The organism is Paraburkholderia sp. GAS348, from assembly GCF_050434205.1.
In the GTDB taxonomy this organism is placed as follows: Bacteria; Pseudomonadota; Gammaproteobacteria; order Burkholderiales; family Burkholderiaceae; genus Paraburkholderia.
In genome coordinates, this window is the sequence record NZ_JBNPVT010000004.1 from 66,485 (window position 1) to 86,711 (window position 20,227).

At 62.6% G+C, this 20,227-nt stretch carries 14 protein-coding genes; 7 read left to right on the top strand and 7 right to left on the bottom strand.

Annotated features, from left to right (window positions below):
• Nucleotides 1-126: 126 nt before the first annotated feature.
• Nucleotides 127-1,806, bottom strand: coding sequence for a methyl-accepting chemotaxis protein (locus tag P3T22_RS08290; RefSeq protein WP_429324739.1), 1,680 nt, complete (start codon nt 1,804-1,806; stop codon nt 127-129).
• 510 nt (nt 1,807-2,316) lie between these two features.
• On the opposite strand from P3T22_RS08290, the gene P3T22_RS08295 reads away from it, so the two are divergent.
• Nucleotides 2,317-3,594, top strand: a complete 1,278-nt coding sequence (locus P3T22_RS08295; protein WP_063496758.1) for an MFS transporter — start codon at nt 2,317-2,319, stop codon at nt 3,592-3,594.
• 301 nt (nt 3,595-3,895) lie between these two features.
• Nucleotides 3,896-5,800 (top strand): propionate--CoA ligase, encoded by a 1,905-nt coding sequence (locus P3T22_RS08300; RefSeq protein ID WP_063496759.1) that lies wholly within the window; start codon nt 3,896-3,898, stop codon nt 5,798-5,800.
• Nucleotides 5,801-5,906: 106 nt separating this feature from the next.
• Here P3T22_RS08300 and P3T22_RS08305 read toward each other — a convergent pair whose 3' ends face one another.
• Together P3T22_RS08305 and P3T22_RS08310 are read right to left on the bottom strand one after the other, a co-directional pair.
• Nucleotides 5,907-6,728, bottom strand: a complete 822-nt coding sequence (locus tag P3T22_RS08305; protein WP_429324740.1) for a 5'-methylthioadenosine/adenosylhomocysteine nucleosidase — start codon at nt 6,726-6,728, stop codon at nt 5,907-5,909.
• The gene (locus P3T22_RS08310; RefSeq protein ID WP_429324741.1) at nt 6,725-9,076 is read right to left on the bottom strand and encodes a UvrD-helicase domain-containing protein; all 2,352 of its coding nucleotides are present in this window, start codon (nt 9,074-9,076) and stop codon (nt 6,725-6,727) included. The genes P3T22_RS08305 and P3T22_RS08310 overlap by 4 nt, the downstream gene beginning before the upstream one ends.
• A 225-nt stretch (nt 9,077-9,301) precedes the next feature.
• On the opposite strand from P3T22_RS08310, the gene P3T22_RS08315 reads away from it, so the two are divergent.
• A complete protein-coding gene (locus P3T22_RS08315) occupies nt 9,302-12,181 on the top strand; it encodes a valine--tRNA ligase (RefSeq protein WP_429324742.1) in 2,880 nt (959 codons plus the stop codon).
• A gap of 73 nt (nt 12,182-12,254) precedes the next feature.
• Nucleotides 12,255-13,136, top strand: coding sequence for a UTP--glucose-1-phosphate uridylyltransferase GalU (gene galU, locus P3T22_RS08320; RefSeq protein ID WP_063496763.1), 882 nt, complete (start codon nt 12,255-12,257; stop codon nt 13,134-13,136).
• 263 nt (nt 13,137-13,399) lie between these two features.
• Here the strand turns inward: galU and P3T22_RS08325 are convergent, their stop codons facing one another.
• The 4 genes from P3T22_RS08325 to P3T22_RS08340 form a co-directional block, all read right to left on the bottom strand.
• Entirely contained in the window at nt 13,400-13,627 is a 228-nt protein-coding gene (locus P3T22_RS08325) for a sulfurtransferase TusA family protein (protein WP_025600552.1), read from the bottom strand.
• Between the two features lie 117 nt (nt 13,628-13,744).
• Complete coding sequence (locus tag P3T22_RS08330) at nt 13,745-14,791, bottom strand: Gfo/Idh/MocA family oxidoreductase (protein ID WP_063496764.1); 1,047 nt, start codon at nt 14,789-14,791, stop codon at nt 13,745-13,747.
• Complete coding sequence (gene iolG / locus P3T22_RS08335; protein ID WP_063496765.1) at nt 14,791-15,807, bottom strand: inositol 2-dehydrogenase; 1,017 nt, start codon at nt 15,805-15,807, stop codon at nt 14,791-14,793. The genes P3T22_RS08330 and iolG overlap by 1 nt, the downstream gene beginning before the upstream one ends.
• On the bottom strand, nt 15,800-16,681 hold the full coding sequence (locus tag P3T22_RS08340; protein ID WP_063496766.1) for a MurR/RpiR family transcriptional regulator: 882 nt from the start codon (nt 16,679-16,681) through the stop codon (nt 15,800-15,802). The genes iolG and P3T22_RS08340 overlap by 8 nt, the downstream gene beginning before the upstream one ends.
• A gap of 275 nt (nt 16,682-16,956) precedes the next feature.
• Between P3T22_RS08340 and P3T22_RS08345 the strand changes: the two genes are divergently transcribed.
• The 3 genes from P3T22_RS08345 (at nt 16,957) to P3T22_RS08355 (ending at nt 20,223) form a co-directional block, all read left to right on the top strand.
• The gene (locus tag P3T22_RS08345) at nt 16,957-18,003 is read left to right on the top strand and encodes a sugar ABC transporter substrate-binding protein (protein ID WP_063496767.1); all 1,047 of its coding nucleotides are present in this window, start codon (nt 16,957-16,959) and stop codon (nt 18,001-18,003) included.
• Between the two features lie 200 nt (nt 18,004-18,203).
• The gene (locus tag P3T22_RS08350) at nt 18,204-19,385 is read left to right on the top strand and encodes an ABC transporter permease (RefSeq protein WP_063496768.1); all 1,182 of its coding nucleotides are present in this window, start codon (nt 18,204-18,206) and stop codon (nt 19,383-19,385) included.
• Nucleotides 19,386-19,398: 13 nt separating this feature from the next.
• Complete coding sequence (locus tag P3T22_RS08355) at nt 19,399-20,223, top strand: ATP-binding cassette domain-containing protein (protein ID WP_063496769.1); 825 nt, start codon at nt 19,399-19,401, stop codon at nt 20,221-20,223.
• Nucleotides 20,224-20,227 lie beyond the last annotated feature (4 nt).

Genomic DNA, 20,227 nt, shown 5'->3' on the forward strand with positions numbered 1-20,227 from the left:
GCTTTGGCCTTTCCCTGATTTCTTATTGGTCTATTAGCGTCGCCCCCTGTGCGGGGGGCAGCAGCTTCGCATCGGCAGCGCTGCGCGCGCCGACACGCTGTCTCATTCGCGGGGTTTCGCCGTTTTTTATAGTCTGAACTTCCCGACCATCTGCTTCAGGCCGCGGGCCTGATCATCCAGCGATCTCGCAGCCGCGGTAGCCTGCTCCACCAGCGCGGCGTTCTGCTGAGTCCCCGAATCCATCTGCGTTACCGCAAGGTTGATCTCCTCAATCCCAGCACTCTGTTCGGAAGAAGCCGCCGAAATCTCACCCATGATGTCGGTCACGCGCTTCACCGCCTTAACGACTTCATCCATCGTCTGACCCGCATCCTGGGCCAATATCGACCCGTTGCCCACTCGCTCCACCGACGTACTGATCAAGCCCTTGATCTCCTTGGCCGCAGCGGCGCTACGCTGAGCCAGATTCCGCACTTCAGCCGCGACAACAGAAAATCCGCGGCCTTCCTCGCCGGCCCGCGCTGCTTCCACCGCCGCGTTCAACGCGAGAATGTTGGTCTGGAATGCAATCCCCTCGATCACGCCGATGATGTCGCCAATGCTTCGCGCGCTGTCGTTGATCTCGTTCATCGTCGCCACCACGCGGCTCACTACGTCGCCGCCCTTCTCGGCGATCTCCGAGGCGTTGTTGGCGAGCATGCTCGCCTGCTTCGCATTGTCGGCGTTCTGCCGCACCGTCGAGGTCAACTGCTCCATGCTGCCCGCGGTCCGCTCCAGCGCCATCGCCTGCTGCTCGGTGCGCTGCGACAAGTCCAGATTGCCCATCGAGATTTCGCCCGACGCCATCGCAATCGCGTCCGCGCTGGATGCGATGTCGGAGACCGTTGTCGCGAGGCCGCTTTGCATGTCGTGCAGCGCGTACAGCAGGCTCGACTTGTCCTTGCGCCCCAACGCGATCTGATTCGACAGATCGCCCGCCGCGATCCGGCTGGCAATCTCCTTTGCGTACGCCGGCTCGCCGCCGAGCTGGCCGGCAAGGCGTCGCACCACCCACTCGCTAATGCCGAACGCGAGCGCAATCAGCGCGACCGTCATCACCGCGATCATCACAAACGACGAATGGAAGATAAAACCCGACGCCTCGATGGTCGCCTTTGCGGCCGTGCTGCGTTGGGCGACGAGTTCGTCGACGAGTTTTTCGAGCTTGCCGGTCTCGACCAGCAGCGAAACGTCCTGTGTGCCGACCTGCCAGTTCATCTGCGAAAGATCGAGCGGCTGCGCTTTCACGAGCGTCACGAAGTCACGCAAGTGGCCGCTCCACACCGCGACGGCAGCGGCAAACTTCTTCTGCTGGTCGACCGCCTTCGCGTCGGATGTGTCGACGTACTGCTGCAGCGTGCCGAGTTCCGTGGCGAGACCGCTCAAACCCTTGTCGATGTCGGCGCCGAGATCGTCGCGCTCCTTGGCGGTGGTCGCGGTGAGCAGCATCTTTTGCGCGCGGCTGGCGCGCAGCATGTGACCACGTGCCTCTTCGGCCGCGCGGCTCGCCACGTGGCCCTGGTCGTAGATCGATTGCGCCGAGGCGTTCAGGCGGCTGATCTGGGTCAGCGAAAACACACCGATCGCAAGCGTGCCGATCAGCAACACGGCAAACGCAAGCCGCAGCATCGCCTTCACCGACAAGCCCTTAAGCCGCACGGCACGCGAGCGGCTGCCCTGTCCACGCGATGGCGACGGCTTGCCCGCCGCGTCCCCTTCCGGTACGAACCCCACGCCCGTCTGGCCGTCCAGCGAAACTGCTTTCATATTCCTCGTCCCCGCGTATCGCACTGCCGAAAAGGTCGGTTCCGGCATTCATGCCTATCTCTCCGGGTCTACGGCATAAACGTCTGCGATCTTTAATACCGCTCGCGTCATGCCGACCGTCGCGCCCGGTCCTCGACGCATCGCTTTGTAAGCTTCGCGCCCGCGACCGTTTTATACATGGCCAAAAATCGCCGAACTGCTTTTATCAGAGGACTTGCCAACCATGCGTGGTAATGGCAACACACTCGCCGCGAGCACCGCCGCGGTGCACCAGTCGCCCAATTTCAGCGCAACCGCATCGTCCGGATAGACCGGCCAGTGTCCGATTCGCGACAAAACTTGTCCTTACATTTCATCGAAGCCACATTAAACTTCGACAAATAGCTCACAACGCTGGACGCCGCGTCGAAATGACGCATCAGTCGAACAGGCAAGCGAACACGAAGAACGACGACGCGCCGGCAGCCTGAAATCATGACCTTCCACCCTCTCCTCACTCTCAACTAGCGTATGGAAACGAGCCTCGATAAAAGCGCCCTCGCCGGCGCCTCAACCGCTCCCGCCAGTGCTGCCAACCTCGCTGCCAACCCGGCTGCCACAGCGCCGGCCGCTAAAGTCCAGCGCACGGTCTACTCCGTGCTGGGCGCGATCAGCTTTTCGCACCTGCTCAACGACATGATCCAGTCGTTGATCCTCGCGATCTACCCGATGCTGAAAGACAACTTTTCGCTGTCGTTCGGGCAGATCGGCCTGATTACGCTGACCTACCAGATCACCGCGTCGCTGCTGCAGCCGCTGGTCGGCAGCTATACCGACAAGCATCCGAAGCCGTATTCGCTGCCCGTCGGCATGGGCTTCACGCTCGCCGGCCTGCTGCTGATGTCGGTCGCGCCGAGTTTCGGCGTGCTGCTGGTCGCGGCGGCGCTGGTCGGCTGCGGCTCGTCGGTGTTCCATCCGGAATCGTCGCGGGTGGCGCGCATGGCCTCGGGCGGCCGCCACGGTCTGGCGCAGTCGCTGTTCCAGGTGGGCGGCAATGCGGGTTCGTCGCTCGGGCCCTTGCTCGCCGCGTTGATCGTGATTCCGCACGGCCAGCGCAGCATCGCGTGGTTCTCGGTGGCGGCGCTGGTCGCGATCGTCGTGCTCGCGCAGATCGGCCGCTGGTACAAGCAGCATCCCGCCGTGAAGAAGGCGCGCAGCCAGACCGGTCACGCGACGCTGTCGCGCAACCAGGTCATGTTCGCGATGGGCGTGCTGATGCTGCTGGTGTTCTCGAAGTACTTTTACCTCGCCAGCATCAACAGCTATTTCACGTTCTATCTGATCGACAAGTTCCATCTGCCGGTGCAGGCCGCGCAGGTCCATCTGTTCGTGTTCCTCGCGGCAGTCGCGGCAGGCACGGTGATCGGTGGTCCGATTGGCGACCGGATCGGTCGCAAGTATGTGATCTGGGTGTCGATCCTCGGCGTTGCGCCGTTCACGCTGCTTCTGCCGTACGCCAACCTGTTCTGGACCGGCGTGCTGACGGTGATCATCGGTATCGTGCTGGCTTCGGCGTTCTCGGCGATCCTCGTCTATGCGCAGGAACTGATCCCCGGCAAGGTGGGGATGATCGCGGGCCTCTTCTTCGGTTTCGCGTTCGGCATGGGCGGGATCGGCGCTGCCGTGCTCGGGCAGTTGGCCGACGCCACCAGCATCACCTATGTGTACAAGGTCTGCTCGTTCCTGCCGCTGATCGGCGTGCTGACGGTGTTTCTGCCGGATGTCGAAGGCAAGCGCGCGAAAGCGTGATGCGCTTCGCCGGAAGTGGATGAGAAAAAGGCGCTGCGGCGCCTTTTTCTTTGGAGCGACGGGTTTGCCGGCGGTCTTTGCGTGGATTGCACAGCACGGCACGGCCGTCGCCGCAGCTTTAGTCCAGTCGGCCCGGCGTCGCGCCATGCCGGGTGCAGTGGCGCTCATGGTGAACCCGCGTTGCCCGCACAGCGGCGCGTGCACTATGCTTGTGCGGACGTACGCACTGCTTTCTCGCCACGCCCACGCCTGCCGTACGACTCGACATCCATCCACTCACGCAGCCGAAGGATCGCCGCCGATGACCCCCTATCGCGACTTCCACCGCCGTTCGATCGAGCAACCCGAGGCATTCTGGCGTGAACAGGCGCAGCGGATTCATTGGCAAACGCCGTTCGATACGGTGCTCGACCGCTCCAATCCGCCGTTCGCTCGCTGGTTCGTCGGCGGCCGCACGAACCTGTGCCATAACGCGGTGGACCGGCATCTGGCCGAGCGGGCGCAGCAGAATGCGCTGGTGTATGTGTCGACGGAAACCGGCATCGAACGGCGTTACACCTACGCCGAGCTGTATGAGGAAATCAACCGCATGGCCGCGGTGATGCGCTCGCTGGGCGTCAAGCGCGGCGACGTCGTGCTGCTCTATCTGCCGATGATCCCCGAAGCGCTGTTCGCGATGCTCGCGTGCGCGCGGCTCGGCGCGATTCACTCGGTGGTGTTCGGCGGCTTTGCGGCTCACAACCTGGCAGCGCGCATCGACGATGCGAAACCTGTGCTGGTCGTGACCGCCGACGCTGGCGCACGCGGCGGCAAGGTGATCGAGTACACGCCGCTAGTGGACGAGGCGCTCGCGCGAGCGACCCACAAGACGCCGCACGTGCTGCTGATCGATCGGCAACTCGCGCCCGAACGCCTGAACGCGAGCTACCTCGTCGCCTACGAGCCGCTGCGCGAACAGTTTTTCGATGCGCGCGTGTCATGCGAATGGCTCGAATCGAACGAGCCGTCGTATGTGCTGTACACCTCGGGCACCACCGGCAAGCCGAAGGGCGTGCAGCGCGACGTCGGCGGCTATGCGGTGGCGCTGGCGGCATCGATGGAACACATCTTTCAGGGCAAGCCCGGCGACACCATGTTTACCGCGTCGGACGTGGGCTGGGTGGTCGGCCACAGCTACATCGTCTATGCACCGCTGATTGCGGGCCTCACTACCGTGATGTACGAAGGCACGCCGATTCGTCCAGACGGCGGCATCTGGTGGCGCCTGGTCGAACACCACAAGATCAATCTGATGTTCACCGCGCCGACTGCGTTGCGCGTGTTGAAAAAGCAGGACCCGGCGCTGCTGAAAAAATCCGATCTGTCGAGCCTGCGCGCGCTGTTCCTCGCCGGCGAGCCGCTCGACGAACCGACCGCCACATGGATCGCCGACGCGCTCGGCAAACCCGTGATCGACAACTACTGGCAGACCGAAACCGGCTGGCCGATGCTGGCGATTCCGCGCGGCGTCGAAGCGCTGCCCACCAAGCTCGGTTCGCCGGGCGTGCCGTCGGCCGGTTTCAATCTGACCTTGCGTAACGAACTGACGGGCGAGCCCTGCCCGACGGGCGAAAAAGGCGTGCTCACGCTGGAATATCCGCTGCCGCCGGGCTGCATGTCGACGGTGTGGGGCGACGACAAGCGCTTTATCGGCACGTACTGGTCGAGCGTTCCGAACCAGCAGGTCTACTCGACCTTCGACTGGGGCATTCAGGATGAGGACGGTTATGTGACGATCCTCGGCCGCACTGACGACGTGATCAACGTCGCCGGCCATCGGCTCGGCACGCGCGAGATCGAGGAAGCGTTGTCGAGCCACGCGGCGGTCGCGGAAGTGGCGGTGGTCGGCGTGACAGATGCGCTGAAGGGTCAGGCGGCAATGGCCTTCGTGGTGCTGCGCGACGCGCAAGCTTATGCGAGCGAGAAGGCGCGGGCGAAGCTGGAAGCCGAACTCACGGCAACGGTCGACCGCCAGCTTGGCGCGATTGCGCGGCCGGCGCGTGTGGTGGTGGTGTCGATGCTGCCGAAGACGCGCTCGGGCAAGCTGTTACGCCGCGCGATTGCGGCACTGGCCGAAGGACGCGAACCGGGCGATCTGCCGACGATCGAGGATCCGGCGGCGCTGCAGCAGGTGCGGGAGGCGCTGGGGGATTCAACGAAGCACTAGCGAGCGGCGAGGCTGATCGTGCGGTGAAAGGGCGACGCAGTCATGCGCCGCTCATTCGTGTGACTGCCGGCTGATCAGCGCCCTGCGCGCGCCAACGGCGAACATGTCACGCCACCCGACGCGCCTCCAGAAAACGCTTCAAAATCGCATTCGAATACGTCCCGGCGATCTCCGTGAGAAACGACACGAACGATTGCGGCGCGTGATCGTCGGCGGTGTCGGAGATGGTGCGCACCACCGCGCACGGCACGCCGTATTCATAGCAGACCTGCGCGATTGCCGCGCCTTCCATCTCGACCGCGAGCGCATCCGGCAGCGCATCGCGCAAGGCTTCGACGCCCGTCGCACTCGCGACGAACTGATCGCCGCTGATGATCAGGCCGCGATGGACGCGCGGCTCGCGTGTGCCGAAGCGCGCCGCCGACGCGGCGCCCTCTTCCGCGACAAAACGCTCGCACGCCGCGGCCAGTTGATCGGCGAGCGCACCATCGGCGGTAAAACGCGACACGCCGAGCAGCGGCACCTCGAAGCGCGGAAACAATGGCGACGCGTCGAGATCGTGCTGCATCAGCGCGTTGGCGACGACGATATCGCCGACTCGCACCTCAGACCCGACGCCACCCGCAACACCCGTAAACACGACTGCGTCGACATCGAACGCATGGATCAAGGCGCTGACCGTAGCCGCCGCCGCGACCTTGCCCACGCGCGCCAGCGTCACGACGCAAGGCGCGCCGTGCACGGTGCCGAGGTGATAGTCACGCTGACCGTGGGTGACGGTGCGTACGCCGGATTCGGCGCGCATCGCTTCGATCAGGTCGCCGAGTTCCTGCGGCAATGCCGCCAGAATGCCGAGCGGACGATGCGAGACCGGCGCGCCTGCGCCGCCCGCCCCTACTTGTGCCCTGCTTATCGCGCCCGTGCTCATTCGACCGCCTGCAATTTGGCGACCGCAAGCGCCAGCCACTTCTCGCCGTGCCGTTTGAATTTGACCTGGGCCTTGGCATCCGTGCCGCCGCCTTCCAGCGCCGTGATCGTGCCTTCCCCAAACTTCGTGTGGAACACCTGCTGGCCGACGCGAAAGCCCGTTTCAGCCGCACGCTGTTCGTTCGCAAAAGCCGGCAACGGCGCCGGCGTCGACGACGAAGCACCCGTGTAGCCCGGCCGCGCGAACCAGTCGCGACCGTAACCGGCGTTATCCGAGCGCCCGCCCCAGCGCGCGCCCGCCTCGACTTTCGGCGTGAGCCACTTGAGGGTTTCCTGCGGCAGTTCGTCGAAGAAACGCGAGCGGATGTTGTAACGCGTCTGGCCGTGCAGCATCCGGCTCTGCGCAAACGACAGATACAAACGCTCCTTGGCCCGCGTGATCGCCACGTACATCAGACGGCGCTCTTCTTCCAGGCCGTCCGATTCCATCGCGCTGTTTTCATGCGGGAACAGCCCTTCTTCGAGCCCGGTGATGAACACCGCCGTGAACTCGAGGCCCTTGGCCGCGTGCACCGTCATCAACTGCACGGCTTCCTGACCGGCTTGCGCCTGGTTGTCGCCCGCTTCCAGCGATGCGTGCGACAGGAAACCGGCGAGCGGCGTCATCGTGTCAGGGTTTTGCGCCGGGTCGACGATGCTGGGTGCGTCCAGCACGACGGTATTCGGATCGTCGGTGGCGACGGCCAGTTCGGGCGCCGCGGTTGCGCCCGGGCGCAGCGGAATCGAGCGCGCCGGCGTATCCATGCCGTAGCCTTCTTCGCTGACGAAAGCAGCGGCCGCGTTGACCAGTTCCTGCAAGTTCTCCAGCCGGTCCTGGCCTTCGCGCTCGTTCTGATAGAACTCCGTGAGACCGCTCGTGCGGACCACGTATTCGACCGTTTCCGGCAGGCTCATTTGCTGCGTTTCCGCGCGCATCTTGCCGATCAGGTTCGCAAAGCCGGCGAGGCTCGATCCCGCCTTACCCGCGACATACGGAATCGCCGCAGCCATCGAGCAGTTGTACAGACGCGCCGCATCGGCCAGTTGCTCGATCGAGCGCGCGCCGATGCCGCGTGTGGGGAAATTGACGACGCGGGCGAACGCGGTATCGTCGTTCGGATTGTCGATCAGGCGCAGATAGGCGAGCGCGTGCTTGACTTCCTGGCGTTCGAAAAAGCGCAGACCGCCGTACACGCGATACGCGATGCCCGCATTGACCAGCGTGTGCTCGATCGTGCGCGACTGCGCGTTGCTGCGATACAGGATGGCGATTTCGCTGCGCGACGTGCCCGTGCTGATGAGCGCCTTGATTTCCTCGACGATCCAGCCCGCTTCCTGCGTGTCGGTAGCGGACTCGTAGACGCGCACCGGTTCGCCGTGACCCGCGTCGGTACGCAGATTCTTGCCCAGACGCCGCGAGTTATTGGCAATCAGCTGATTGGCCGCGTCGAGAATATGGCCGTGCGAGCGGTAGTTCTGCTCCAGCTTGATCATGTGCCGGACGTTGAACTCGTGTTCGAAGTCGCGCATGTTGCCGACGTTCGCGCCGCGGAAAGCGTAGATCGACTGGTCGTCGTCGCCGACCGCGAAGATCGAGTTGGTCTGCCCGGCCAGCATTTTCAGCCACGCATATTGCAGCTTATTGGTGTCCTGGAACTCGTCGACGAGAATGTGCCTGAAGCGCGCCTGATAGTGGGCGCGCAGCGGCGGATTGTGCGCGAGCAGCTCAAAGCAGCGCAGCAGCAGTTCCGGGAAGTCGACGACGCCTTCGCGCTGGCATTGCTGGTCGTAGGCTTCGTAGAGTTCGACGAATTTGCGGTTGAAGTTGTCGGTGGCGTCGACGTCTTTCGGCCGCAGGCCTTGTTCTTTGGAATTGTTGATGAAGTACTGGAGATTTTTCGCCGGGTACTTTTCATCGTCGATGTTAAGGCCCTTCATCAGACGCTTGATCGCGGAGAGCTGGTCCGCGGTATCGAGGATCTGGAAGGTGGCGGGCAGACCGGCGTCGCGATGGTGCGCGCGGAGCATGCGGTTGCACAGGCCGTGGAAGGTGCCGATCCACATGCCTCGCGTATCGATGGGCAAGAGTGCCGAAAGACGCGCCATCATTTCGCGGGCGGCTTTATTGGTGAAGGTCACCGCGAGGATGGTGGCGGGCGACGCCAGACCGTGCTGGATCAGCCACGCGATCCGCGTGATGAGGACGCGGGTTTTGCCGCTGCCCGCGCCGGCAAGGATGAGCGCTGGCTCGTTGGGGAGCGTGACGGCGGCGTGCTGTTCGGGGTTTAGATTGGCTAGCAGATCGGGCATTTTTGGGGAGGACGGCGAAGGCGTTCGACATTATATGCCCCTCCGGGGCTGGGGCTTTTTTGGGGGTTTTTGCCTGCGGGGCGCTTACTCTTACTGTCTGGATGCCTGCAACCAACCCCAAGCGCGACACAGGCAAAAAAACCAGACAAACCGTCCCCCCAAAGCCCCCCGCGCGCGGCGCCGCTTATAATCGAGCATTCTTTGCATCTACCAGCAGACCGACAAATGAGCGAGACCCCGAGCGACACGACCTCCACGCTTGCCAAAAGCTTCGAGCCCCACACCATCGAAGCCCACTGGGGCCCCGAATGGGAAAAGCGCGCCTACGCGGCGCCCACCTTCGACGAGAACAAAAAAGACTTCTCGATCCAGTTGCCGCCGCCGAACGTCACCGGCACCCTGCATATGGGCCATGCGTTCAACCAGACGATCATGGACGGCCTCACTCGCTATCACCGCATGCTCGGCGAAAATACCCTGTGGGTGCCGGGCACGGACCACGCGGGCATCGCCACGCAAATCGTCGTCGAACGGCAACTGGACGCGCAAGGCGTATCGCGCCACGATCTCGGCCGCGAAAAATTCACTGAACGCGTCTGGGAATGGAAGCAGCAATCCGGCTCGACCATCACAAATCAGGTGCGGCGCCTCGGCGCGTCGATCGACTGGTCGCGCGAATACTTCACGATGGACGACAAAATGTCGGCCGCCGTGCGCGACGTGTTCGTACGCCTGTACGAACAAGGCCTGATCTACCGCGGCAAGCGCCTCGTGAACTGGGATCCGGTGCTGCTCACCGCCGTCTCCGACCTCGAAGTGGTCAGCGAAGAAGAAAACGGCCACCTCTGGCACATCCAGTATCCGCTCACGGACGGCTCGGGCCATCTGACGGTCGCCACCACACGTCCGGAAACCATGCTCGGCGACACCGCCGTGATGGTCCATCCGGAAGACGAACGCTATGCGCACCTGATCGGCAAAACGGTCACGCTGCCCCTCTCCGGCCGCGAAGTCCCAATCATCGCCGACGACTACGTCGACCGCGAATTCGGCACCGGTGTCGTTAAGGTCACGCCCGCGCACGACCTTAACGACTATGCAGTCGGCCAGCGTCACAACCTGCCGATGATCGAAATCCTCACGCTCGACGCGAAGATCAACGACAACGCGCCGGCAAATTACCGCGGCCTGGACCGTTTCGAAGCCCGCAAGCAGGTCGTGATGGACCTGGAAGCTCTCGGCGCGCTCGAATCGGTCAAGCCGCACAAGCTGATGGTGCCGCGCGGCGACCGCACGGGCGTCATCATCGAGCCGATGCTGACGGACCAATGGTTCGTCGCCATGAGCAAGCCGGCGCCCGAAGGCACCTTCAATCCCGGTAAATCGATCGCCGAAACGGCCTTGGACGTGGTTCGCAGCGGCGAAATCAAGTTCGTGCCGGAAAACTGGTCCACCACGTACTATCAGTGGCTCGAAAACATCCAGGACTGGTGTATCTCGCGCCAACTCTGGTGGGGCCATCAGATCCCGGCGTGGTACGGCGAAAACGGTGAAATCTTCGTCGCCAACACCGAAGAGGGTGCGCGCGAAAAAGCCGCAGAGGCCGGTTACACGGGCCCGCTCAAGCGCGACGCAGACGTGCTCGACACGTGGTTCTCATCGGCGCTGGTGCCGTTCTCGTCGCTCGGCTGGCCTGCCGAGACGCCGGATCTGAAGCACTTCATGCCCTCGTCGGTGCTGGTCACCGGTTTCGACATCATCTTCTTCTGGGTCGCGCGCATGGTCATGATGACCACGCACTTCACCGGCAAGGTGCCGTTCGACACGGTCTACGTACACGGTCTCGTGCGCGACGCCGAAGGCCAGAAGATGTCGAAGAGCAAGGGCAATACGCTCGACCCGATCGATATCGTCGACGGCATCGAACTCGACGCGCTGGTTGCTAAGCGCACCACCGGCCTGATGAACCCGAAGCAGGCTGCGTCGATCGAAAAGAAGACCCGCAAGGAATTCCCCGACGGCATTCCGGCGTTCGGCACGGACGCGCTGCGCTTCACGATGGCGTCAATGGCCACGCTCGGCCGCAACGTCAACTTCGACCTGGCGCGCTGCGAAGGCTATCGCAACTTCTGCAATAAGCTGTGGAATGCCACCCGTTTTGTGCTGATGAACTGCGAAGGCCACGATTGCGGTTTCGGCAAGCCGGAGCAGTGCGGCGAGTGCGGCCCGGACGGCCATCTGCATTTCTCGGCGGCCGACCGCTGGATCGTGTCGCGCCTGCAACGCGTGGAAGCGGAAATCGCCAAGGGCTTCGCCGACTATCGTTTTGACAATGTTGCCAACGCCCTATACAAGTTCGTATGGGACGAATACTGTGACTGGTATCTCGAACTCGCCAAGGTTCAGATCCAGACGGGTCAGCCGAATCAGCAGCGCGCAACACGCCGCACGCTGCTGCGCGTACTCGAGACGGTGTTGCGCCTCGCGCATCCGGTGATTCCGTTCATTACCGAAGCGCTGTGGCAAAAAGTTGCACCGTTGGCGGCGCGTTACCCCGAAGGCAAAGCCGAGGGCGAAGCGTCCATCATGGTGCAGCCATACCCCCTTGCGGAGCCGTCGAAGATCGACGAAGACGCGGAGCAATGGGCGGCCGACCTGAAAGCGGTGATCGATGCGTGCCGTAATCTGCGCGGCGAGATGAATCTGTCGCCGGCGGTCAAGGTGCCGTTGCTCGCTACCGGCAACGCGGAGCGCCTCTTCACCTTCGCTCCGTACGCTCAGGCATTGGCCCGTTTGTCGGAGGTGCAGATCATTGCCGACGAGGCAAGCCTGGATGCGCAAGCAGATGGCGCGCCGATTGCTATCGTAGGGAATGACAAGCTCGTGCTGAAGGTGGAAATCGATGTAGCCGTGGAGCGCGAGCGTCTGTCGAAGGAGATTGCGCGGCTTGGCATGGAGGTCACCAAGTGCAATGCCAAGTTGCAGAATGAAAGCTTCGTTGCAAAGGCAAAACCGGCAGTGGTTGAACAGGAGCAGAAAAGGCTGGCAGAATTCGAAACCACCATCGGCAAGCTGAAGGCCCAATTGGCTCGATTGCCAGCCTGATCGACGCTCCGTGTCCGCCCCGTTGCGGGCGGGCAAGGACCAAAAGCTAAACCAGAGGATTCAGGGTAATCACATGCTAAAAGTTACAAAAGCAGTATTTCCGGTAGCAGGTCTTGGCACCCGGTTCCTCCCCGCCACGAAGGCGAGCCCGAAAGAGATGCTGCCGATCGTCGACAAGCCGCTGATTCAGTACGCGGTGGAAGAGGCAATGGCGGCGGGCATCACCGAAATGATCTTTGTCACGGGCCGCAGCAAGCGCGCGATCGAGGACCATTTCGATAAATCATACGAAATCGAGGCGGAACTCGAGGCGCGTGGCAAGGCCAAGCTGCTGGAACTGGTGCGCAGCATCAAGCCGAGCCATGTCGACTGCTTCTACGTGCGTCAGCCGGAAGCGCTCGGCTTGGGCCACGCGGTGATGTGCGCTGAAAAGCTGGTGGGCGACAACCCGTTCGCCGTGATTCTCGCGGACGACTTGCTGTACGGCACGCCGCCGGTCATGACGCAGATGATCGAGGTGTTCGACCACTATCACAGCTCGGTGATTGGCGTCGAAGAGATCCCGCACTCGGAGACGAAATCGTACGGTATCGTCGACGGCAAGGAGTGGGAAGACTCGATCATCAAGATGTCGGGCATTGTCGAAAAGCCGGAGCCGGCTGTCGCGCCGTCGAATCTGGGTGTGGTGGGCCGCTACGTGCTGAAGCCGCGTATTTTCGAACATCTGCGCGCACTGAAGCCGGGCGCGGGCGGCGAATTGCAGCTGACGGACGCGATTCAATCGCTGCTCGCCGACGAGCAGGTGCTGGCGTACAAGTATCACGGCACGCGTTTCGACTGCGGCAGCAAGCTGGGTTATCTGAAAGCGACGGTCGAATTCGCCCTGCGTCACCCGGAAGTCGCGGCCGATTTCGAAGAATATCTGCGCACGCGCTCGCCGGTGCTGGAAGGCTAAGCAACTGGACAGCCGCGCAGAACCTCTGCGCTGTTAGCCTCTCGCGATAAGCATCAGGCAGAGGTAGAAAAGGTGCTGGACCCGCATTTGCGGGCACAGCACCTTTTTGTTTTTGGGGGCGCCTAGGCGGGCCAGCCTGAAGGCGCCGGCTAGGGGGCGCCTGAAGGTACCCGTCTAAAGGGACTCGACGGGGGGGGCCCCGCCTGGGCCGCGCAGCTCAGCACGTGAGCTTTTCCCCCTACGCGAGCTTTGGTGCGCGTATTTCAGCGGCGCTTCATCAAAAAGGTAAAAACCTTGTCGTGTGCTGAGCTTTCGACGATTTCGTTGCCGGTTTGCTTCGCGAACGCGGCGAAATCGCGCTGCGAGCCCGGATCCGTGGCCAGTACCTTGAGAATCTGGCCGCTTTCCATATCGGCGAGCGCCTTCTTGGCGCGCAAAATTGGCAGCGGGCACATCAGCCCGCGCGCATCGACTTCCTTGTGAACCTGTATTTGCATCGACGATGACCTTCGGGATGAGGCGTCTTTGCGCGACGCCGGGGAGAGGGTCAAATTCTACAGCAGGCGGGGGTTTGGGGTTTGCCGCCGGGGCGGCAGGCCCCACCCCTACTACAAAACAACAGCCTCCCCGCTCAGCAGCGACTCCCTCATCGCCATCCCGATCCGCGTCGCTTCAAGCGCATCGGCCAGCGTGGCCCCCGTTTGCACGCTAGCGCCAGCGCCAACCCCACCCTGCACAGCGGCAACAAACGCCCGCGCCTCATACAAAAACGCATCCTCGAACCGATCGAAGAAGCTCGGCGTGCATTCGTTGCGAATGCCCGTGGCATCATAAATCTCAACGCGATTCGCCCGCGGATTGCGCCCAATGGCCAGCGCACCCGCCGTGCCGATCACTTCGCTGTGCGTGTCATTGCCATGCGCCTGCGTGCGCGACGCATAGAACATCGCGAGCTTGCCGTCTTCGAACTCGCAGATCGCCACGCCATTATCGACGTCGCCGAATCCACGCAGCCCCTCATGCAATGCGACCGCGCCCGCCGCAAACACGCGTTTGGCGCGCGGCTTGCCAAGCAGCCAGCGCGCGACGTCGATATCGTGCACGGTGCAGTCCAGAAAGATCCCGCCCGAGGTCGCCGCGAAACGCACGAAAAAGCCGTTGTTGTCGTTCTGATCGGTAGTTTGCGAGCGCACCAGAAATGGTCGGCCGATCTTGCCGGCTTCGATCTTGTCGAATGCATCCTTGTAGCTCGGATCGAAACGCCGCATAAAGCCAATGGTCGCCTGCAGATGCGGATACCGCGCAGCTTCAGCCAAAACGCGCTCGCACTCGACGAGATCCAGCGACAGCGGCTTCTCGCAGAACACATGTTTGCCGGCGCGCAACGCATCGATAATCTGCTGCGCGTGCAACGACGACGGCGTGACGAGCCACACCGCGTCCACCTCGCGATCGGCGAGCAGATCCGCATAATCGTCGTAAAGACGCGGCTCGGGCAACGCCTCGCGCGCCCACGCCCGCTCCTCTTCCAACGGACTGCACGCGGCCACGAGCGATGCACCCGGCACGCGATACGCCAGATTTTCCGCGTGCCGCTTGCCCAAACGCCCCAAGCCAACCACACCCAAACGAAGCCGCCCAGTCGCCGCCTTCATCACGCTGCCTCGCCAGGTTTTACCGCACGACCCTCGCGCCACGAGCGCGTCGCGGCATCGGCGAGTTCGAGCGCTTTCAGGCCGTCGGCGACGGTTGTTCGAACCGGCTTGCCGTGCGTGACCGCGTCGAAGAAATGCGCGATTTCCAACGCGTACGCCGCGCGATAACGTTCGAGGAAAAACGCCTCGGGCACGTCGCTCGACACTTCGGTTCTCGAATATGCGGTGACTTCGGTGGGCCGCACATTGCCCGCCTGCAGCATGCCGGTGCTGCCGAGCACTTCGAAACGCTGGTCATACCCATAAGCCGCACGTCGCGCGGTGTTGATCTGGCACAAGCGCCCGCGCTTCGTGCGTATCGTCACCGCGGTCGAATCGATATCGCCCGCTTCGGCAATCGCCGGATCGGAAAGGCAACTGCCGGTGGCGTGCAGCGTGTCGGCTTCGTCGTCGAGAATCCAGCGGAAGATGTCGAAGTCGTGAATCAGCATGTCCTTGAAGATGCCGCCCGAGTGCTTGATGTACTCGACCGGCGGTGCGCCCGGATCGCGGCTCGTCACCACCAGCATTTCCGGCGTGCCGATTTCGCCCGCATCGATGCGTGCTTTCAACGCGGAGAAGGTCGGGTCGAAGCGGCGCTGAAAGCCGATCATGCAGACCACGCCCGCACGCTCGACCGCCTCTGCGCATGCGCGTGCCCGCTCCAAAGTCAGGTCCACCGGTTTCTCGCAGAACACGTGCTTTTTCTGTGCGGCCGATTTCATGATCAGATCCGCGTGCGTGTCCGTGCTCGAACAGATCACCGTCGCGCCGATCGACGCATCGCCCATCGCGCCATCGATATCCGCAACCTGCGCGCCGTGTTCGGCGGCGAGCGCCGCGGCTGCCTCGCGATTCACATCGACCACATACCTGAGCCGCACGCCCGGTTGCCGCGCCAGATTCGCCGCATGAATCTTGCCGATACGTCCCGCGCCGAATACCGCTACGTCAATCGTCTTTACCGCCTCAGTCATCGTATCCTCCAGTGTCTTTGGATTCTTCCACGTTCAGTTCGAGCTTGTACGCGAGCGCGATGAACAACGCCTGGCACAGACAGATCGTGCTGGTGAGCGAGCGGAACGCAAACGCGCTGCCCTCTTTCACATACAGTTGGGTGGTGGCATAACGCGCCAGCGGAGAAAGTTGGCTATCCGTAATAACTAGCGTTTTCGCCTGGTGATGATGCGCAACGCGCAGGCAATACTGGGTTTCCTTGCCATAGGGCGCGAAGCTGATCGCGATCACCACGTCGCCCTTCTTCACACTGCGAATCTGTTCGCGGTACATGCCGCCGAAACCGGATACCAGATGCACGCGCTTTGGGGTGTGCTGCAACGCGTAGACGATGTAGCTCGCCACCGGAAACGAGCGCCGCACGCCGATCACGTAGATGTTGTCGGCCTGCTGCAGCATTTTCACGGCGGCATCGAACTGCTGGTCGTCGAGGCCGGCTTCAAGTTCTTCAAGACCGCCGCGAGAGGCCGCAATGAATTCGCGCGCCACTGCGCCGCCGGATAACGCGCCGGGCTTCTCGTCGATCAGCTTGCGAATCCGCTGCTGATAACTCGGCGAGGACGTACCCTGCCCCGTATACGCCTGACGGAACACCAGCTGCAAATCGGAGAATCCGGAAAAGCCGAAGCGCTGCGCAAAACGCACCACGGCGGACGGGTGCACGCCGCAGCTCGCGGCGATATCGCTGGTGCGATCCACCATCACGCTCGAACGATGCTGCTCGATATAAGTCGCGACGTTCTTCAATTGACGCGGCAGCGCCTCATAGTTTTCCGCGATGCGCTGCATCAATTCTTCGACGCTCGGCAAGTCTTCAGTGCTCTCTTCCGCCATGGCTCTCTCATCGTTGCTTTATTGCAGTGCGCAAGAGCATTCAGCGTCTCTCGCACAACCTCCGACGCTGCCGATTATAGGCAGGCGCCTCATCAAATGGAACGTATTTTCCATTTTTATTTGTCATGAAATTTTCATTGCACCGCTTCGGAAGATGGCCTAATCTTGGTTGTGAGCGATGGTGCATCGGCGCACGCATGCCGCAACGCACGCAATCGAAAGGCCGCCCGCCAGACGCTCCCTTCAATAACGACAGACCGAGAAAGGTGGAGACAATGAGACTTTGCAAGGGCAAGGCTACGCTCAGGATTCTGGTGACGGCATTGACGTTGGCGACGGGATTCGGTGCGGCGTCGGCCGCCCGCGCGGCTGACGCTCACTTCGTGCTGATCAGCCACGCGCCGGATTCGGATTCGTGGTGGAACACCATCAAGAACGCCATCAAACAGGCCGACGAAGATTTCAACGTCGAGACCGACTACCGCAATCCGCCGAACGGCGACATCGCCGACATGGCGCGCCTCGTCGAACAGGCTGCCGCGCGCAACTACGACGGCGTGATCGTCTCGATTGCCGACTTCGACGTGCTCAAGAGCGCGATCGCCAAGGTCACCGAAAAACACATCCCGCTCGTCACGATCAATTCCGGCACTGAGGCGCAAAGCGCCCAGCTTGGCGCAATCATGCACGTCGGCCAGCCCGAATATGCCGCGGGCAAAGCGGCGGGCGAAAAGGCGAAGGCAGCGGGCATCAAGTCGTTCCTGTGCGTCAACCATTACGCGACCAACCCGGCTTCGTTCGAACGCTGCCGGGGCTTTGGCGACGCAATCGGCGTCGACTTCAAGTCCTCCACGCTCGACGCCGGCCAGGACCCGACCGGTGTGCAATCGAAAGTGAGCGCGTATCTGCGCAATCACCCGAACACCCAGGCGGTGCTCACCCTCGGTCCGTTGTCGGCCGCGCCGACGATCAAGGCGCTGCAGCAGATGGGCCTCGCCGGCAAGATCTGGTTCGCGACCTTCGACTTCGACAATGACATCGCGAAGGGCATCCAGGACGGCACGATCCAGTTCGCGATCGACCAGCAACCCTACCTGCAAGGCTATATCCCGGTCGCCGTCCTGGCGATCGTGAAAAAGGAACACACCACAGATCCGGCGAAGATCCGCCAGCTCCTGGAGGCAAATCCGAAGTTCCAGCAACGCCTCGCCACCTACGGCCTGGCGCCCGCCTATGGGCCGCGCAATATCGGTTCCGGCCCGGGCTTCATTACCAAGGCCAATATCGACAAGGTGGTCAAGTACGCCGGGCAGTATCGCTAACGCATTTCGCTGGAAGTGCGGATACGGGAGAACCGTTCCGGCAGGTATGAAGAATGTGGATGTGGCCGGCCGCAACGGGTCCGGCCGCCCCACGCCTGCGTTCGTCACGTTTTACGTGCATCACGCGCCGCGGGGTCCGATTGCGGTCCAGTTCCGGATCGATAGCGACTGTCATCCGAGGCGCATCAAGGAGAGCTTTAATGGGCGTAGCCAACCCCTTCCACCCCCATCACCGCAAGCAGCCCCCTTCCGGCGCTGGGACGGCGTCAGCGTCGACGTCCAGCGGTGCGCCCGCGGCGGCCGATGAACGTGTGCGCCAGGAATCGTGGTTCCGGCATCTACTGAACCGTCCGGAATTCGCCGCCCTCGCCGGCACCGTGATGGTGTTCCTGGTATTCGGGGTTGCAGCCGGCAACTCCGGCATGTTCAACCTCGACGGCGTGATGAACTGGTCGCAAGTGGCCGCGTATCTCGGCCTGATCGCAGTCGGCGCGTGCCTGCTGATGATTGCCGGCGAATTCGATCTGTCGATCGGTTCGATGATCGGCTTTTCGGGGATGATGGTCGCGTTGCCCACCATGTACTTTCATTGGCCGATTGCCTTGTCGATCGTGTTTGCGTTCGCGGGATCGATGCTGCTCGGTGCGCTCAATGGCTATCTGGTGATGCGCACGCGCCTGCCGTCATTCATCGTGACGCTGGCGTTTCTGTTCATCCTGCGTGGACTCACGCTGGCCCTGTCGGTCATGTTCGCCGACCGCACGATCATCTCCGGCGTGGGAGACGTCGCCGCTCACGACTGGCTCGCCCATACCTTGTTCCAGGGTGTCGCGTTCAAGGGCCTGTTCGTCTGGCTCGGCCAGATCGGCGTCGTGAAGCTGCTCGACAACGGCAACCCGCTCGTGCCGGGCATTCCGAAAGTGCTGCTCTGGTGGTTCGCGCTTGCCGCGGTCTGCGCGTTCACGCTCGCCAAGACCCGCTTCGGCAACTGGATCTTCGCGGTCGGCGGCGACGCCAATGCGGCAAAGAACGTCGGTGTGCCGGTACGGCGCGTGAAGATCTCGCTGTTCGTGCTGACCGCGTTCTGCGCGTGCCTGTTCGCCGTGCTGCAAGTGTGCGACATCGGTTCGGCCGCGGCCGACCGCGGGCTGCAGGCCGAATTCGAAGCCATCATCGCGGCGGTGATCGGCGGCACGCTGCTGACCGGCGGCTACGGCTCGGTGATCGGCGCCTGCTTCGGCGCGCTGATCTTCGGCGTGGTGCAGATCGGCATCACTTACACGAATGTCGACTCCGACTGGTTCCGCGTATTCCTTGGCGTGATGCTGCTCATCGCCGTGCTGTTCAATCACTACGTGCGCCGCCGCGTCGCGCAGTCGTAACGAGGAGACGACCATGTCCGATACGAATACCGTGAACACTGCGGCTGAACCGCAGGACGACGTGATCCTCGCGCTCGAAAACGTCAGCAAGTACTTCGGCCAGGTGATCGCGCTGAGCGGCGTGACCTTGCGTCTGAAGCGCGGCGAAGTGCATTGCCTGCTCGGCGACAACGGCGCGGGCAAATCGACGCTGATCAAAACCTTGGCCGGTGTGCATCAGCCCTCTTCCGGTCAATATCTGGTGGACGGCAAACCGGTGCGGTTCGAGTCACCGAAAGACGCGCTCGATCTCGGCATCGCCACCGTCTATCAGGATCTTGCACTGGTGCCGTTGCTCTCCGTGGCGCGCAACTTCTTCATGGGCCGCGAGCCGCAAAAGAAACTGTTCGGCTTTCTAACCGTGATGGATCTAGAAACCAGCGCCACCACCGCACGCGACAAGCTCGCCGAAATGGGCATCAACGTGCGCGACCCGCATCAACCAATCGGCACCATGTCCGGCGGCGAAAAGCAGTGCCTGGCGATTGCGCGGGCGATTCACTTCGGCGCACGCGTGCTGATTCTCGACGAGCCGACCGCCGCGCTCGGCGTCAAGCAGAGCTTCAATGTGCTGAAGCTGATCCACACGGCGCGCGCAAAAGGCATCTCGGTGATCTTCATCACGCACAACGTGCATCACGCGTATCCGATCGGCGATTCGTTCACGCTGCTCAATCGCGGCAAATCGCTCGGCACGTTCACGAAGGAAACCATCAGCAAGGATGAAGTCCTCGACATGATGGCCGGCGGCGCCGAAATGCAGAAGATGATCGGCGAACTCGACGGCGCGACGATCTGATTCA

Coding starts and splice junctions, on each gene's coding strand:
- P3T22_RS08290 (WP_429324739.1), bottom strand. CDS start 1,806: ATGAAAGCAGTTTCGCTGGACGGCCAGACGGGCGTGGGGTTCGTACCG.
- P3T22_RS08295 (WP_063496758.1), top strand. CDS start 2,317: ATGGAAACGAGCCTCGATAAAAGCGCCCTCGCCGGCGCCTCAACCGCT.
- P3T22_RS08300 (WP_063496759.1), top strand. CDS start 3,896: ATGACCCCCTATCGCGACTTCCACCGCCGTTCGATCGAGCAACCCGAG.
- P3T22_RS08305 (WP_429324740.1), bottom strand. CDS start 6,728: ATGAGCACGGGCGCGATAAGCAGGGCACAAGTAGGGGCGGGCGGCGCA.
- P3T22_RS08310 (WP_429324741.1), bottom strand. CDS start 9,076: ATGCCCGATCTGCTAGCCAATCTAAACCCCGAACAGCACGCCGCCGTC.
- P3T22_RS08315 (WP_429324742.1), top strand. CDS start 9,302: ATGAGCGAGACCCCGAGCGACACGACCTCCACGCTTGCCAAAAGCTTC.
- galU (WP_063496763.1), top strand. CDS start 12,255: ATGCTAAAAGTTACAAAAGCAGTATTTCCGGTAGCAGGTCTTGGCACC.
- P3T22_RS08330 (WP_063496764.1), bottom strand. CDS start 14,791: ATGAAGGCGGCGACTGGGCGGCTTCGTTTGGGTGTGGTTGGCTTGGGG.
- iolG (WP_063496765.1), bottom strand. CDS start 15,807: ATGACTGAGGCGGTAAAGACGATTGACGTAGCGGTATTCGGCGCGGGA.
- P3T22_RS08340 (WP_063496766.1), bottom strand. CDS start 16,681: ATGGCGGAAGAGAGCACTGAAGACTTGCCGAGCGTCGAAGAATTGATG.
- P3T22_RS08345 (WP_063496767.1), top strand. CDS start 16,957: ATGAGACTTTGCAAGGGCAAGGCTACGCTCAGGATTCTGGTGACGGCA.
- P3T22_RS08350 (WP_063496768.1), top strand. CDS start 18,204: ATGGGCGTAGCCAACCCCTTCCACCCCCATCACCGCAAGCAGCCCCCT.
- P3T22_RS08355 (WP_063496769.1), top strand. CDS start 19,399: ATGTCCGATACGAATACCGTGAACACTGCGGCTGAACCGCAGGACGAC.